Genomic DNA, 15,816 nt, shown 5'->3' with positions numbered 1-15,816 from the left:
ACATTAACCGGCAATCAGGGCCAAACCCTGAGGTTTAAAATCAATCGCGACGTTCGAGGCCAGCGGCAACTGCTGCTCCATCTCGGCATCGACAATAAACAGTGAACCCAATTCGGTGGCGACTTCATATTCGATATGGTCGCCGAGCCACGTGCTGTGCGTCACTTCGCCGCGCAGTGCACCTGCGCCTTCTCCGCGCAGGGTGATGAATTGCGGTCGCACCGACAGCTGTGCTGCGCCGGTTTTCAGGCCGTTGCCGCGCACGCGATAGCGCTGGCTGCCGAGTCGCACCAGCGCTTCGCTGCCATCAAGCTGCTCCACTTCGCATGGCAGGATATTGGCCTCGCCCATAAAGTCGGCGATAAACACCGAGTTCGGCGCGTGATAAAGACTTTCCGGCGCGCCCTGCTGGGCAATATCCCCCTCTTTCATGACAATAATCTTATCGGAGACCGCCAGCGCCTCTTCCTGATCGTGCGTGACGTACACCGCGGTGAAGCCGAGCCGCTGTTGCAGATCGCGGATATCGGTGCGCACCCGGCGACGCAAACGCTCATCGAGATTCGAGAGCGGTTCATCCAGCAGCAGCACCTGCGGCTCCAGCACCAGCGCGCGCGCCACGGCAATGCGCTGCTGCTGCCCACCGGAGAGCTCAGACGGCAATCGCTGGCCCTGATGTTCGAGGCCCACCAGCTTCAACCCTTCGCGCGCGCGGTCCTGCGCTTCACGCTTATTCATGCCCGACGACTGCAAGCCATACATGATGTTGTCGAGCGCGCTCATGTGCGGGAACAGCGCGTAAGACTGAAACACCATCGCCACGTCGCGCTCGTTGGCGGGCAAGTTGGTGACATCTTTGCCGCCAATCAAAATGCGCCCGGCGCTGGGATGCTCGAGCCCGGCCAGCAGGCGCAACGTGGTGGTTTTGCCGCAGCCGGATGGACCCAGCAGCGTTACCAGCGTGCCGGGCTCCACCGTCAGCGAGAGATCGGGAATGGCATCAAATCCGGCAAAGCGTTTCGAGACGTGTTCAAACACCACAGATCCAGCGGTTACGCGTGTCATACGGCTCTCTCCTGGGTTAATGAGGTTGTTGCGGGCGGCACCGCAATATCGACCGGGCGGGCCACGCGGCGCAGACGCCGTTCGCCCACCAGCCACTGGAACATGCCGATGATCAGCAGCATCACCACAATCAAGACGGTTGAGTAAGCAATCGCCACACCGTATTCGCCGTTTTCCACCAGCCCGACGATGTAAGAGGTTGCCATGTTGTATTGCGCGCTCACGAGGAAGATCACCGCACTGATTGAGGTAATGGCACGCACGAAGGCGTAGACCAGCGCGGCGCTGATGGCGGGTTTTAGCAGCGGCAGTACCACTTTGCGCAGCGTGCGGAAGCTGTTGGCCCCGAGCGTTAATGACGCTTCATCCAGACTTTTATCCAGCTGGCTCATCGCCGCGATGCCGCCGCGCACGCCGACCGGCATGTTGCGGAACACAAAGCAGGCTACCAGGATCATCGCGGTACCGGTGATCTCCAGCGGCGGCAGGTTATAGGCCATCACATAACTCACGCCGATCACCGTGCCGGGAATGGCGAAGCTCAGCATCAGCAGGAACTCGAAGGTCTGACGACCGGCAAACTTCTGCCGCACAATCAGCCATGCGGTGAGCAGGCCGACAATCGCCGTCAGCGGCGCGGCAATCAGCGCGATCTCCAGCGTGGTCCAGAACGAGTTCCACGCCACGCCGCTCCACAACAGATGCCCGTCGCTGAAGCTGACGCCGAAGGCGCGCACGTAATGCTCGATGGTCAGCGCATCATTCAATCCCCACGACTGCACAAAGCCGCCGACCACAATCATTCCGTAGATCACCAGCGTGAACAGGCCCCACGGAATCACCATGCCGTATACGCCAAAGCGCAGCACGCGCGGCAGCTGCACATGTTTGCCGCCGTCGCCTTTGCCGGTGACGGTGGCGAAGTTTTTACCGCCGAGCCACCAGCGCTGCAGCACAAAGGCCGTCAGCGTGAAGCACAGCAGAATCATCGCCAGCACCGCCGCACGACTTGGATCGTTCTGCGCGCCAACTACCGAGAAGAAGATCTCCGTGGAGAGCACGCCGTGACTGCCGCCCAGCACCATCGGATTACCGAAATCGGCCATGCTTTCGATAAAGCTAATCAGGAAGGCGTTGGCCAAACCCGGCGCCATCAGCGGCAGCGAGACGCGCGTAAAGGTGCGCCAGCGATTGGCACGCAGCGTTTGTGATGCCTCTTCCAGCGACGGACTAACACCTTCCACCACGCCAATCAGCACCAGAAACGCGATCGGCGTAAACGACAGCACCTGCGCAATCCAGATGCCGGTTAAGCCATATAGCCAGCGGCCCGGCTCGATGCCAAACAGCGCCGCCAGATGTTCCGTCACCACGCCGGAGCGACCAAACAGCAGGATCAGCGCCAGACCAATGACAAACGGTGGCGTGATGATCGGCAGAATGGTCAGCATGCGCAGTGCTTTCTTAAAAGGCAGCGGCGTGCGCGTAGCGGCTAAGGCAAAGGCAAGACCGAGCAACGTTGATCCGGCGGCGGTCATCAGCGCCAGCCACAATGTGCGCCACGCGGTGCCACAGGTGCCGCCCGACAAACAGGACAAGCTCCAGATCGACGGATCCTGAATGTTGCTGATCAAGCCATCCGGTTTGAAGCTGCCGTCTACGTCCTGCACCGACACCACAAACATGCTCAGCACCGGATAGAGCACAAAGATGCTCACCAGCGCGGTGAGCAGCACCAGCGACGCCACCACAAAGGCGTCGCCTTTCATCACGCCGCGTTCGGCCAGCGCGAAGGAGAACAGCAGCAGGAAAGTGGTCAGTAACAGCAGCGCACCTGCGCCCATCGCCGGCTGGCCCGAGGCAAGTGCGCCGAAGCGGTTTTCCACCCACAGCCAGCTCCAGCCGCTGTAACCAATGACATGACCTTCGATGATGAGGAACAGCACGCCAAGTGCGCTGAACAGCAGCAGCAAACGACTGCGCGCCGCGGCTGGCAGGAGGCCGCAGCCAGCGCACAGCACAAACAGCGCGATGGCGATGATGAGCCACGGATGTTCGCCCACTTGCCACAACGCAGGCGCGTTGGCGCTATCGCTCCACAGGCTGGTTAACCAGCCGCGGCTGAAGAAACCGGCTTCCAGGCTGAACCACGGCAGCAGCAGTAACGCCACCGCGCCGATGAGCAGCGCGCCTGTCAGACGACGATTATTTGCATTCATCCAATCCCCCAAAACGTCATTGCGTGCACGTATGCGTAGCGGCGCGATTTCTCGCGCGTTTTTGCTTTTCAACATTCGAACCGCATGCACCGACGAACAACGCGCAATAAATTGCGCCGCTACGGTGTGCGCAAATTCTGTTACTGCGCGCTGGCACCGATCTCTTTATCCCAACGTCCCAGTAACGCTTTACGTTTGGCCGAATCGCCGTAGGTCTTGAAGTCGTAATCGATCAATTTGATGTTCTCAAAGCGCGGCGCGTACTCTGAAATCTCCGCGTTGCGGTTCGACGGCAGCTGGAAGGATTTGGCCTCTTTCATATGCGATTGCGCTTCGGCGCTCAGCGCCCAGTCGTACCAGACTTTGGCGTTCGCGAGATTGCGCGCTCCTTTAACAATCGACATTGAGCCAATTTCATAGCCGGTGCCTTCACAGGGCGCGACGGTCTTGATCGGGAAACCGTCGACTTCCATCGCCACCGCATCATGCATAAACACAATGCCAACGGTGGTTTCGCCACGCGCCGCCGATTTCACCGGCGCCGAGCCGGATTTGGTGTACTGCGAAATATTGGCGTTGAGTTTTTTCAGGTAATCAAAGGCCTGATCTTCACCCATGATCTGCACCAGCGTCGCCAGCGTGTTGTAGGCCGTGCCCGACGAGTTCGGGTTGGCGATCTGAATTTCTCCTTTAAAGCTTGGGTCCAGCAAATCGGCCCAGCATTTCGGCTCTTTCAGCTTTTTCGACGCCAGTAATTTGGTGTTGTAACCCCAACCGAGCGCGCCGGCGTAAATGCCCACCGTGCGGTAATGAGAGTTTTCCGCCTGCTTCTGCGCCCAATCCTGCTGCTGATCGAGCAGCGGCGATTTGTACGGCTGCGTCAGCCCCTCTTCCGCCGCCTGCATATGCGGATCGCCGGTGCCCGCCCACCAGATATCAGTACGCGGATTACGTGCTTCGCTGCGCAGGCGTGCATAAGCTTCGCCCGCCGAGAGGCGCACCATGCTGACTTTGATATCCGGATGCGCCTTGCTGAAGATGTTGGTCATGCGCTCGCACACCACCACATCGGCGGAGCAGACCATGTTCAGATTGCCCGCCGCCGAGGCGGCAAAAGGTATGGCAGTGCAACAGAGGGATAGCGCGATGGCCATTGAGGTGACTCGCATAGTGTTCTCCTGGATTGTAGGGTTGGTGCTTCATTGGCACCTTTTCTTGCACGTGTGTGCAAAGTAGTAATGAACAAGAAATGTCCTGTCAAACACCACGCTGCGCAATTGTTAGGCGATGTCACAAAAATGCAACAAATGAGAGCTAAAGCGGTTTGCACAGCTTTGCAATCTGAGGCAGACTCAGTTGCAGCCAGATTGTGAAGAGGTGTTGAACATGCAGCATGAGAAAGCGGTGGTGAGCGCGCAGGATGTCGCTGAACGCGCGGGCGTATCGCGCTCAGCGGTGTCGCGCGCGTTTACGCCGGGCGCCAGCGTGTCACCGGCAACGCGAGAACGGGTGATGAAGGCGGCGGAAGAGTTGGGGTATCACGTCAATCATCTGGCACGCGGTCTGGTGCGTAATCGCAGCAGCATTGTCTGCCTGATCGTCTCGGAAATCGCCACGCCCTATCGCGCCAGTCTGGTGCGCTGGCTGACGCAGTTTTTGCAGGAAGCGGGCAAAGTGGCGATGCTGATCAACACCGATCGCTCGGATAACAGCGTTTCGGCGGCGCTGCAGCAGGCGATTAATTTCCGCGCCGATGCCTCAATCATTCTCTCCGGCATGCCGGATCGCACCATCACGCGCCAATGCTATAAACACGGCCAGCGCATCATTTTGATCAACCGCGATGAAGCGTTGCCGGGCTCGCTTAGCATCAATCTCGATGCCGAAAGCGCCGCGCAAACGGCGGTAATGGCGTTTCAGCGCGCCGGTTGTCAGCATCTGGCATTTGCCAATTCGCTGGCGGGCACGCCGAGCCTGAAAAAGCGTGAAGACACCTTTGTGCTGGCGGCCGAACGGGCGGGATTAACCGTGACCATCGAACGTTTTGGTACCACCTCTTACGAGAGTGGGCAGATTCTGGCGCACCGCTTGCTAACGCGTCATCAGCGACCGGACGGCGTGTTTTGCGTCACCGATTTGGTGGCCTGCGGCTTTATGGATGAAGCGCGCCACCGCTTTGCGCTGCGCGTGCCGGAAGATCTCTGTTTGATCGGTTACGACAACATCGCGCAGGCCGGCTGGTCATCCTACAATCTCACCACGTTTTCCCAGCCGGTTGAGCAGTTCGCGCAGGACGCGGTGAAATGGTTGATACAAACCGAGCAGGAGGAAACCGGCTTCACGCCGCAAGTTGAACAGCAGCACGACAGCCTGCTGTATCAGGCCGATGTGGTGTGGCGTGGTTCGGTGCGCGGCGGCTGACAAACATTTTTTACCACGCCGCGTAACCAATGATGCGCCGCGTCGTTTTCCAGTCGCGGATGCCACAGTTGTGACACTGTCATTTCTGGCGTGGCGAACGGCAGTTCAAACATCGCTAAGCGGGTGCTGTTTTTGATCAACGGATGATGCAGAAACAGCGAACGCGGCACCAAAGCAATGTGATCCGATTCCTGCGCCAGCGCCACCGCGCTGGAGAATGCCGCTACCACCGCCGCCACCTTGCGGGTTAATCCTGCCTGCTGCAGCGCATCGTGAATCGGCCCGCCAAGCTCACCGCGCCGTGACGCCACGATATGACCAAAAGCGGCGAACTGGGTGATATCCAGCTGCTGCGTGAGCGGATGCCCGGCGCGCACCACGCCAACGAAGCTATCGCGGAACAGCGCCTGCAGGCGAATCTCCGGGCCCATATTGCCCAGGACGCCAATCTCCAGATCGATGTTGCCTTCGCGCAAATCGCGCGCGCTTTTCTCCGGCTTGGGCACAAAACTGAGCCACGCGTGCGGCGCCTGGTGCGCCACGGCAGCGATGAGCGCGCTGCCAAAGGCTTCGACGAACCCTTCATTGGTGCGCAGGGTGAAGCAGCGGTCTAGCTGATGCAGATCCAGCGACTGCGCCGTTGGGCTTAACACCGCACGCGCCTCGCGTACCGTGTGATGCGTGCGCTCGCGGATCGCTTCGGCATAAGGTGTCAGCACCATGTTGCGTCCGGCGCGCACTAACAGCGCATCGCCGGTGGTGGCACGTAAGCGTCCCAGCGTGCGGCTCATCGCCGATTCGCTTAAGCCCAAGCGACGCGCAGCGCCAATCACGCTGCCTTCAATCAGCAGCGCATCCAAAGCAATTAACAGATTCAAATCGGCATCATTCATACGCTTTATCCTCGCCTATTGCGCACTTTGAGACAAGGCGTTTGGCGCAGGTTAATACTGCGAGTGCTGCGCGTTCCGCCTGCCCTCGCCCGGCGCTACACTCTTCTTATCGCAAACACCGAGGAGAACAACATGAAGATATTGCTGATTGGCGCATCGCGTGGCCTGGGTTTGGCACTGGCGGAAACCATGCTGCAGCGCGGTTATCAGGTGGTCGCCACCGGACGTGAAAACTCGACAGGAAATTTACAACAACTGGCCGATCGCTTCCCCGCACAGCTGACGGTGGAGAGCGTGGATATCAATGAACCGGAACAGGTCCAGGCGCTGCATACGCGGCTGGCGGATCGCCAGTTCGATATGCTGTTCGTCAACGCGGGGGTGAAAAATGATGACCGAGAAACCATCGCCGATGTCACAACCAGTGAGTTCACCCGCGTGATGGTGACTAACGCGCTAAGCCCGCTGCGGGTGATTGAAACCTTTAAAGATCGCGTTACGCCCAGCGGCACTATTGCGGTGATGTCATCTGGCCAGGGCAGTTTGACTAACAATACCAACGGTAATTACGAGGTGTATCGCGGCAGCAAAGCGGCGCTGAATATGTTTATGCGCAGCTTCGCCGCACGTAGCGGCGGCGAGCGCACGTTATTGTTGATGGCACCCGGCTGGGTGCGTACCGATATGGGCGGCCCGGAAGCGCGCCTGACCATTGAGGAGAGCATTCCGAACTTGCTGAACACCATGGAAAGCTACGCTGGGCGACGCGGAATTCATTATCTGGATTATTTAGGGCGTGTGGTGCCGTGGTAAACGTGCAGGTCGCCATTTATGGCGACCTCATCAAAGCGGCTTACTCTTTATCAGCCCGCGCAGCCTCTCCCGCAGCCAGCGGCTGGCGGCATCTTCGCTACGCGCGTTATGCCACAGCAGCGACACTTCATAATCCGGCATATTGACCGGCACTGGCGCGGCGCTCAGGTCATACAAATCGCACCAGGATGGTACCAAACCCTGCGGCACCGTAGCGAACAGCGGCAAGCGCTTAAGCAGAATCGGCAACGCGGAGAAATTTGGCGTCACATAGCGCACGCGCCGCGCTACACCTTGTTACTGCAGCTGCCGATCCAGCGCGCACAAATAGCGGATCGTCAAACATCTCGCGCAGCCGTTTTAACGCCCCGCTCACTGCCGGTTGTCCGAGATAGAGCCGATTTGCCGCCTGCGTGACGCTGCGTACCTCGTACATCACCAGCAACACCACCAGCAAATTCAGGTCGATGCGTGAAAAATCATTTTCGTTGATGCTCTGCATGATTCTAATCGATTTAAATAATGATCGTGCCGCCATTATAGTGAGGCTTCTTCGCTGCCACCAAAAAATTTAGGAGCACCTCATGACGATTCGCGTCGGCGATTGCCTGATTACCAAAGTGAGCGAACAAACCGCCGCCTTCCCGCTGGGCGTGCTGTTTACGCCACATCGCGCGGAAATGAGTGACGAATTAGCTGAGCAGCACGCCGAAATGTCGATTCATAGCTGGGTGGTGCGCACCGGTGAACACACCATCATTATCGATACCGCCACCGGCAACGGCCGCAATCGCGACAACAAGCCATTATTTCACCAGCTGAACACGCCGTATGCCACAAACCTCGCGCAGGCGGGCGTTGATCCAGCCGAAGTGACGCTGGTGCTGATGACGCACATTCATACCGATCACGTTGGCTGGAATACGCATCAGCGTGATGGCGAATGGCAGCCGATGTTCCCGAATGCGCGCTATATCTGCTCGGCGCGGGAACTGGCGCACTGTCAACAGAATCCGGCGGCGCATGAGCTCTATCGCGACAGTATTCTGCCGCTGATAGCAAGCGGACAGCTAGAGACTATCAACGTGCAGGATTCACCTTTGTTTGCTGGCGTGCTGCGCTATCTCTCCACGCCCGGTCACAGCGTTGATCATGCATCGATCGTGCTGGAAAGCGCCGGTGAATCGGCCATCTTTGCCGGCGACGTGATGCATAATGCCATCCAGTTTCAGTATCCGCACTGGAACTCACTGTTTTGCGAGAATAAAGCGCTGGCGGTCACTTCACGGCAACGGGTGGTGGACTGGTGCGCACAACATCAGGCAATCTGGTTCAGCACCCACTTTACTGGCAGCGCGTGCGGACGCGTCACGCGCGACGGGCAATGGATTCCGCTGGAGAATTAACCTAATGCAATACGCTGATTATCTCACCGCTTCGATTAACGATTTACAGCAGGCGCTGACCCAGCACAGGGTGAGCGCGCGCCAGTTAGCCACCTTCGCGCTGCAGCGCATTGGCGAGGTGGATCAACCGCGCTACAACGCCATCACCTGGCTGTTTGCCGAACAAGCCCTAGCGGCAGCGGACGCCAGCGATGCGCGTCGTCAGCGCGGCGAGGTGGCGGGACCGCTGGAAGGGATTCCTGTGCTGATTAAAGACAATATCGAAGTGAAGGGCTGGCCAACCAGCGCCGGTTCGGTGCTGCTGCGTGAGGTTATCGCCAGCGACGATGCGCCGCTGGTTACCCGACTGAAAAAGGCAGGTGCGATTCTGATCGGCAAAACCGCCATGCACGAGCTGGCGGCGGGCATTACCGGCGCGTCGTCGTTAAGCGGATTTACCCATAATGCGTGGGTTGAAGGCCGCTCGCCGGGCGGATCGAGCAGCGGTTCCGCCGTGGCGGTCGCAGCCGGTTACGTGCCGCTGGCGATCGGCAGCGATACCGCCGGATCGGTGCGCATTCCGGCGGCGTTTAACCATCTTTTTGGCCTGCGCATGACGCGCGGTGCAATCAGCACCGACGGCATTGTGCCGCTGTCGCCAACTCAGGATATTCCCGGCCCGCTGGCGCGGTCGGCGGCGGATTTACGTTTAGCGTCTGAAATTCTCAGCGGACAACAGTTTGCGGAGAGCGATGAGCCGCTGCGCATCGGCATCTGGCTGGAAGGGTTTGCTGCCGATGAAGGCGAGATTAACCAGGCGGTGCGCGCGGCGCTGGCGGATTTCGCGCCGCGTGAGGTGAGTTATCCGAAGCTGGAGACGTTGGCCGCCGACGCCAATATCATCGGCTACGAATTTGCCGCTGCGCTGGCGGCATATCTGGCGGATAAACCGCAGGCGCAGGTCCGCACGCTGGCGGAAGTGGTGGCGTCCGGGCGCTATCATCCTCAGCTGGAAACGGTGTTTACCACGCGGGCCCAGCATCCGGGCGTTGAGAGTGAAGGTTACCGGCGGGTGCAGCAGCGTCAGCGCGATCTGTATTTGCAGCTGGCTGAATTTTTCGCCGCGCAGCAGATCAATCTGTTGGCTTATCCGGTGGTGCGCCGTGCGCCGGTTAAGCACGGTGAGATGCAGGATGGCAGCAACGCGCTGATTTCAGCGGTGACCGGCGCACCGGCGATCAGCATTCCAGCGGGATTCAGCGCCGCAGGTTTGCCGATTGGGCTGGAGCTGCTGGCGCTGCGTGGGCGGGAAGATTTGTTGCTGAGCGCGGCGGATAAGTTTGTTTAGTATTGCCCTCACCCTGGCCCTCTCCCGCCCGCGTGAGAGGGAATGAGTAGGTGGAGCGAATGATCATCTACTAAGCCGCACAATCGGTTCCCTCTCCCGCCCGCGGGAGAGGGTTAGGGTGAGGGAAAACGTGCTTTACCCGTGCAACGCCAATCCCTTAATCGCCTTATCCACCGCCTTCTTCGGGCCGCGCAGCGCAATGCCGACCAGATTCAAATGATCAGCATCCTCCGCCATAAACACTTCGCGGTTCGCCGCATCGTGACCGGTGGAAAACATCGCTTCCACGTAAGGAATAATGGTTAACTCGCGCTCCAGTCCCTGACGGTGCGCACGCTGTAAACCGGCTAAATCCCCGGCAAACACCAGCATCGGCTGGCCTGCCATGTTGCCGTACTGTCGCGCTTTGGCATCAATATAAGGTTCGCCCATCATCTCGGGGGCGGCGGACGCCACGCCGGTAGCGAGGAACGCCACCACATTCAGGCGCTGCCAGGTGGCTAAATCATCACGTACGATCAGGGCGATTTTGGTATCAAACATCTGCAACAACTCTCCAATGACAACGAAAACCTCATCATCTAAGAGCAGGCGGGGAAGCGTATAGAACGTTTGTGCACTGACGTTGATAAGCGGCGGGCGTCATGCGATAGGCGCGCTGAAACCAACGGCCCAAATGACTTTGATCGGCAAATCCAACCTGCGCCGCCACCTGCACCGGCTCAATGCCCTGCGCCAGCAACGCGCGCGCGCTGCGCAAACGCAAACGCACCAAATAGGCATGCGGCGATTGGCCGAACGCCTGTTTGAACTGGCGCGTCAGGCGGAATCGATCAATGCCGGAAAGGCGCGACAGCTCATCCAGACCAATATCCTGCGCCATAAAATCGTGCAGATAGTCGCGCAGCAGCTGCATCTGACGCATCGCTTCGCTGTGCTGCAGGCTGGGTTTGGTATCCAGATGGCGTGACAGCAGGGTGAGCAAATGATCGAGGCTTTGATCGCGCGCCAACCGCCCTTCGCCCTGATGTACGGCAAACCAGGCTTGCTGAATAGCGCTGGCTAACAGCGCATCGTCAGTCAACGTGTGGCGGAAAGCGCCTTCGATATTCGATACATCGCCCAAGCCGCGACGCTGCATCATCTCCGCCACCCAGCTCTGCGGTAGATAGAGCATCACGTAGGTGAAACCCTCGGCGTCCGGCGCATGGCCATCGTGAACCGCGCCCGGTTCAATCAAAATCGCCCGGCCTGGCGTGCTGGTGTGCAGTGAACGATGGCAGTTAAAACGTTGCAAACCTTGTTGCGTCACGCCCACCAGCAGTTCATCGTGATCGTGCGGATCGTAAGCGTGTCCGCGAAAGTGCGCGTTGACGCTTTCAATTCCGGTCTCATCATCACGACGAAAATCAACCCAATCATTATTGGCTGGCATAGGCAATCTCTGGCAAAGACATCAGGCATAGCCTAGCAGCCGAAACCACAGATAATCCAGCGGTAACAGCAACACCGCGCTAAGCAGAAAAATCAGTGCGCACAGCTGTAAACCGGCCTTCGCCGGAACGTTGCCGAGTCCCATCGCCACCACCACCGGCGATGCCTGATACGGCAGCAGCGGCGTAGCGTAGGCAAACACCTGCAACATGATCACGGTGAGCAGCGGAAAGCCAGACGCGTTCGCCAGTTCTTGCGCCATCGGCGTCACCATCGCCGGTACGCCGTTGGCGGTGAGCACGAAATTCAGTAGCGACACCAGCGCATTGAGCACCGCGAAATTGCTGAAAGATGGGTGTTCGTGCAGCGGCAACACGTTAAGCAGCGCATTGGCGATCATCCGTCCCAGGCCTGAATCCACTACCAGTGTGGCGACGCCAAGAATCCCGGCAATGTAAATGCAGGTGCGGAAATTTACCCCGCTGGCAAAGTCCTCGCTGGAGATAAAACCTACGCGCGGCAATAAACAGATACAGGCTGCCGCCAATCCCACCCACGCAGCCGGTAAGCCGTGCACGCTGTCGGTCATCCACAGCAGCAAGGTGATCGCCAGCAGGCCAATCAAGCGCCATTCGCTGCGGCTAAGCGCGGTTAAGCTGTCGCGCTGGTGGACCGCTTTGGGCTGCGCGTGAAACAGAAACAGCAGGCAACCTATCAACAACAAGCCCTTAACGACGCCCACCACCGGCATATGCAGCAACCACCACGGCAACCATTGCAGATGCAGCTGATACGCGCTCTCCGCCGCGCCGCTCAGCACCAGATTCGGCACGTTGGCGGGCAAAATACTGGCGGAGAGCTGGAAGGTGCCAAATCCCACTGCCAGCGCCAGGCCAATACTGCCGCGGCTGCCCGCTTTGATTCCTGCGCGTTCGCCCATCGCCAGCACCACCGGCATCAGCAGCGCGATGCGTCCCATATTTGAGGGCATAACAAACGCCAGCAGATAAGTCAGCAGCACAGTTCCCGCAATCATACGCGGCCAGCTTTGGCTAAGCGGCACCACCAGCCAGTTCGCCCAGCGCTGCGCCAGACCAACTTTGCGGATCGCCGCGCCCAGCACAAATCCGCTGAGCACCAGCCAAAACGCCGACGAGGCAAAACCGCTGAATATGCTGCTGGCAGGAGCCAACTTTAGCAACATCGCCGCCGTGAAAAACAGCAAAGCGGTAACGTATTCCGGCAAACGCGCGCTGGCCCATAGCAAAATGGTGCTGCCCACCACCAGCGCGGTGAGCCAGAAGTTGAGATCGGCGGTCATTGATGAACTCCCTTTCTTTTCCAGGTCGCCATAAAGGGCGATGCTACGAGTGGATACGTTATCCCGCCAGCTGCGTGAGCCAGTGGATTAGCGCAGCGCTGCCCGGCTGGCTGAGCGAGCGCTGCGGCCAGGCGAGGAAATAGGGTTTGCTAAGCGGCAAGCTAAGCGGATCGACAACCACCAGCTCGCCGCGCGCCAGTTCGTTGGCAATCAAACGCCGCTGACCGAGCAGCAAGCCCGCGCCTGCCACGGCGGCATCAATCGCCAGCGAGGTAAGATTGAAACTGAACGACGGCTGCGGCGGCGCATCGTCAATGCCTTTAGCCTGAAACCAACTGCGCCAGTCAGGTAAGAAACGCCCTTCGTTGCCCCAGTCGAGGTGAATCAGCGGCGCGTGCTGCAACACATCCATACCGGCAAAACGATGCAGTAGCGCTGGGCTCGCCACCGGCAACACCTCATCGAGAAACAGTAGCTGCTTGTCCAGCTGCGGATAGCGATCTTCGCCGAAACAGATGACAAAATCGGCTGGCGTGGCGTTGAAATCCACTTGCGTATGGGTACCGTGCAGCGATAAATCAATTTCAGGACAGTGCGCGCGCCACTGCGCGATGTTCGGCAGCAGCCATTTTGAGGCCAGCGCCGGCAGCGAATAGAGCGTTAATCGCGGTGCCGACGCCGCATGGCGCAGGTTTTGCTGGCCGAGGTGCAGAATGTCGAACGCCTCAGTGACATAACGCAGATACTCTTTGCCCATCTCCGTCAGCATCACGCCGCTTTGTGTGCGCACAAACAGCGTGCTGCCCAACTGCTCTTCCAGCTGGCGAATTTGCTGGCTCACGGCGGCGGGCGTTAACGCCAGCTGCGCAGCCGCTTTCGCCAGGCTGCCCAGTTCCGCCGCCACTTTGAAGGATTGAATGACGCTGATTTTGGGCAAACGCGGTGATGGCGCGGGCATTAAGGTTTCCTTAGCAAGGTGTTAAATTTTTATCGTTACGTATTAACATATCAGCGAGTTACAGTCTTTACACACCTGTAACACATGAGAAGTAAAACTATGTCTGCCTTGATTCGTTTCGATCTGCATCCGCTGGCCGATGCCGACTGGCGTCGCACCTGCCGTGAGCAACTTAATCAGCACGGCGCTTTAGTTTTGCGTCAGTTCCTGCAGCCTGCTGCGCTGCAGGCCATCATTGCCGAAGGCGATGCGCAGCGCCATCTGGCGTATCACACCGCCAGCAAACATAACGTTTATCTGATGAAAAAAGATGAGGCTTTCAGCGCCGATCATCCGCGTAATCGCGATGTCATTAGCACCAAAGGCTGCATCACCGATGATGTGATTGCCGCCGATTCGCCGCTGCGCCAGCTCTACAACGATGAACTGTTCAAAAGCTTCCTGTGCGATGTGCTGGGTGAGGAGGCGCTCTATCCGTATGCCGATCCGCTTTCGTCGATCAATCTGCACTACGCGCCCGACGGCCAGGAACTGGGCTGGCATTTTGATAACTCGTCGTTCGCCATCACGCTGCTGGTGCAGAAACCGCGCGCCGGCGCCGTGTTCCAGTACGTGAAAGATCTGCGTGATGCCGATGCCGGTGAGATGAATTTCGACGGTGTGGCGGCAGTGTTGGATCAGCGCCAGCCGGTGGAAGCGCTGGCGATTGATGCCGGGGATCTGGTGCTGTTCCGTGGCCGCAATTCGCTGCATCGCGTTACGCCAACCGAAGGCGATATCACCCGCATGCTGGCGGTGCTGGCGTATAACACCGAGCCAGGCATTGCCCTGTCGGAAACCGCCCGCATGACCTTTTACGGACGCTTATAAATCGATTAACGCCCGCCAGCCACGCACAAAAATCTGCTGGGTGCGAAAAGCCACCAGCGCGCGCCAGTCAGCGTCGGCGGGCCAGAACCCTTCCACCAGCTCCTGCTTAATCGCCCGCCCGCTTTCACTGGCTGGATCGCCTTGCAGATGCAGCCAGTGATCGTCGCGCACGCGGCGATGCATCTCCTCGCCAGGATAGGTGCCGCACTCCACCACCAGCGGCAAAATCTGCGTCTTAGGTAGCGACGTCAGCAGAAATTGCGACACATAGCCGGTAGCCGTCGCGGTCACGCCGGTTTCGCTGTCGCGCCCTGCGCCGGTGAACAGCAGCGTTAACCATTCTCCATAAATCTCCTTGCCCCAGTCATGTGCGGCAAAACGCTGCTCGGCAATCGACAGCAGCATCGGATGTCCCCACGCGCCCGCGCCGGTGTGCAGATCGAAGCTGATGATGGTTTTGGCCTGCGACAAGTGATCGGCGATGATGGTTTGCAGCGTGCGGTACGACCAGCCTGGCTGTTGGCCGCCGAAGAAGAAACCGTCCGCCGCGCCATATTGCCCCGCTTCCACCACGCGTTTTATCGCCGGCCAACCGGCGCTGTTGAGCGCGTCAGCTAACAGCTTATCGGCGCGGGCGCGATCGCCGTGGTAAATGCCATGCCACGCGGCGTAATCGGGATTGGCGGGTGAAGGCTGTGAAAAATCGATAAAGTTGCGATTGAGGTCGATGTTGTCTTCATTGACGCGGCGTAAATGCGCCGCGCCCCACGGATTGAGCTGATGCAGCATCACGATAGCAGTATCCGCGGGCAGCGCCATGAGGTTGAAGGTATCCAGCCAGGCGATCTGGCAATCGGAGCCGTAATAGCCTTCTACGCCGTGCGTGCCGGAGATCACCAGCATCAGCCGTGATGCGTTGGCATCGCCGATTATCGCTACGTCAGTGAAAAGTTCCTCGCCCTGCGGACCGGGTAACGGATGCGCGTAGGACGTTAATGCGCCGTTTTGCCGTTTGACGGCGGCGAGAAAGCGGGCGCGTTGAGTTGGGTAGTGCGGTAAGTTCGTCATGATTTTTGAGTGAGTGTGGGT

Annotated in this window: 14 protein-coding genes and 1 pseudogene; 5 read left to right on the top strand and 10 right to left on the bottom strand. The window is 58.9% G+C overall.

Annotation, left to right across the window (positions count from 1 at the left end; genetic code table 11):
* Positions 1-3: 3 nt before the first annotated feature.
* From DEU53_RS09025 to DEU53_RS09015, 3 genes are all read right to left on the bottom strand, one after another.
* Positions 4-1,065: an ABC transporter ATP-binding protein gene (locus DEU53_RS09025; RefSeq protein WP_061719127.1), complete on the bottom strand. Its 1,062-nt coding sequence runs from the start codon at positions 1,063-1,065 to the stop codon at positions 4-6.
* On the bottom strand, positions 1,062-3,284 hold the full coding sequence (locus DEU53_RS09020; protein ID WP_110866980.1) for an iron ABC transporter permease: 2,223 nt from the start codon (positions 3,282-3,284) through the stop codon (positions 1,062-1,064). The genes DEU53_RS09025 and DEU53_RS09020 overlap by 4 nt, the downstream gene beginning before the upstream one ends.
* Positions 3,285-3,424: 140 nt before the next feature.
* On the bottom strand, positions 3,425-4,453 hold the full coding sequence (locus DEU53_RS09015) for an ABC transporter substrate-binding protein (RefSeq protein WP_110866756.1): 1,029 nt from the start codon (positions 4,451-4,453) through the stop codon (positions 3,425-3,427).
* 217 nt (positions 4,454-4,670) lie between these two features.
* On the opposite strand from DEU53_RS09015, the gene DEU53_RS09010 reads away from it, so the two are divergent.
* Positions 4,671-5,705: a LacI family DNA-binding transcriptional regulator gene (locus DEU53_RS09010; protein ID WP_110866755.1), complete on the top strand. Its 1,035-nt coding sequence runs from the start codon at positions 4,671-4,673 to the stop codon at positions 5,703-5,705.
* On the opposite strand, the gene DEU53_RS09005 is transcribed toward DEU53_RS09010, so the two are convergent.
* A complete protein-coding gene (locus tag DEU53_RS09005) occupies positions 5,663-6,598 on the bottom strand; it encodes a LysR family transcriptional regulator (protein ID WP_110866754.1) in 936 nt (311 codons plus the stop codon). The two genes, DEU53_RS09010 and DEU53_RS09005, sit on opposite strands and share 43 nt — an antisense overlap.
* Before the next feature lie 132 nt (positions 6,599-6,730).
* Between DEU53_RS09005 and DEU53_RS09000 the strand changes: the two genes are divergently transcribed.
* A complete protein-coding gene (locus tag DEU53_RS09000) occupies positions 6,731-7,411 on the top strand; it encodes an SDR family NAD(P)-dependent oxidoreductase (protein WP_110866753.1) in 681 nt (226 codons plus the stop codon).
* Positions 7,412-7,441: 30 nt separating this feature from the next.
* Here DEU53_RS09000 and DEU53_RS23310 read toward each other — a convergent pair.
* A pseudogene (locus tag DEU53_RS23310) lies at positions 7,442-7,913 on the bottom strand (LysR family transcriptional regulator).
* 82 nt (positions 7,914-7,995) lie between these two features.
* Here DEU53_RS23310 and DEU53_RS08990 point away from each other — a divergent pair.
* Both DEU53_RS08990 and DEU53_RS08985 read left to right on the top strand, forming a co-directional pair.
* Positions 7,996-8,817 (top strand): MBL fold metallo-hydrolase, encoded by an 822-nt coding sequence (locus tag DEU53_RS08990; RefSeq protein ID WP_110866752.1) that lies wholly within the window; start codon positions 7,996-7,998, stop codon positions 8,815-8,817.
* A 4-nt stretch (positions 8,818-8,821) separates the two neighbouring features.
* Positions 8,822-10,144, top strand: coding sequence for an amidase (locus DEU53_RS08985; protein WP_110866751.1), 1,323 nt, complete (start codon positions 8,822-8,824; stop codon positions 10,142-10,144).
* A 135-nt stretch (positions 10,145-10,279) separates the two neighbouring features.
* Here DEU53_RS08985 and DEU53_RS08980 read toward each other — a convergent pair whose 3' ends face one another.
* Genes DEU53_RS08980 through DEU53_RS08965 form a run of 4 tightly spaced genes read right to left on the bottom strand, consistent with a single transcriptional unit; the run spans position 10,280 to position 13,857 of the window.
* Positions 10,280-10,687: a DUF2000 family protein gene (locus DEU53_RS08980; RefSeq protein ID WP_110866750.1), complete on the bottom strand. Its 408-nt coding sequence runs from the start codon at positions 10,685-10,687 to the stop codon at positions 10,280-10,282.
* A 34-nt stretch (positions 10,688-10,721) separates the two neighbouring features.
* Complete coding sequence (locus tag DEU53_RS08975) at positions 10,722-11,579, bottom strand: AraC family transcriptional regulator (protein WP_101761724.1); 858 nt, start codon at positions 11,577-11,579, stop codon at positions 10,722-10,724.
* A gap of 21 nt (positions 11,580-11,600) precedes the next feature.
* Positions 11,601-12,899 (bottom strand): SLC13 family permease, encoded by a 1,299-nt coding sequence (locus tag DEU53_RS08970; protein WP_110866749.1) that lies wholly within the window; start codon positions 12,897-12,899, stop codon positions 11,601-11,603.
* A 58-nt stretch (positions 12,900-12,957) separates the two neighbouring features.
* Positions 12,958-13,857 carry a LysR substrate-binding domain-containing protein gene (locus DEU53_RS08965; RefSeq protein WP_110866748.1) on the bottom strand — a complete coding sequence of 300 codons (900 nt, stop codon included), beginning with the start codon at positions 13,855-13,857 and terminating at the stop codon, positions 12,958-12,960.
* Positions 13,858-13,956: 99 nt separating this feature from the next.
* On the opposite strand from DEU53_RS08965, the gene DEU53_RS08960 reads away from it, so the two are divergent.
* Complete coding sequence (locus tag DEU53_RS08960; protein WP_110866747.1) at positions 13,957-14,727, top strand: 2OG-Fe(II) oxygenase; 771 nt, start codon at positions 13,957-13,959, stop codon at positions 14,725-14,727.
* Here the strand turns inward: DEU53_RS08960 and DEU53_RS08955 are convergent.
* Positions 14,722-15,795, bottom strand: a complete 1,074-nt coding sequence (locus DEU53_RS08955) for a DUF2817 domain-containing protein (protein ID WP_110866979.1) — start codon at positions 15,793-15,795, stop codon at positions 14,722-14,724. The genes DEU53_RS08960 and DEU53_RS08955 overlap by 6 nt on opposite strands.
* Positions 15,796-15,816 lie beyond the last annotated feature (21 nt).

It is taken from the genome of Pantoea sp. AG1095 (assembly GCF_003208415.1).
Lineage (GTDB): Bacteria > Pseudomonadota > Gammaproteobacteria > Enterobacterales > Enterobacteriaceae > Pantoea > Pantoea leporis.
This window is presented reverse-complemented; position numbering and strand designations above follow the sequence as displayed.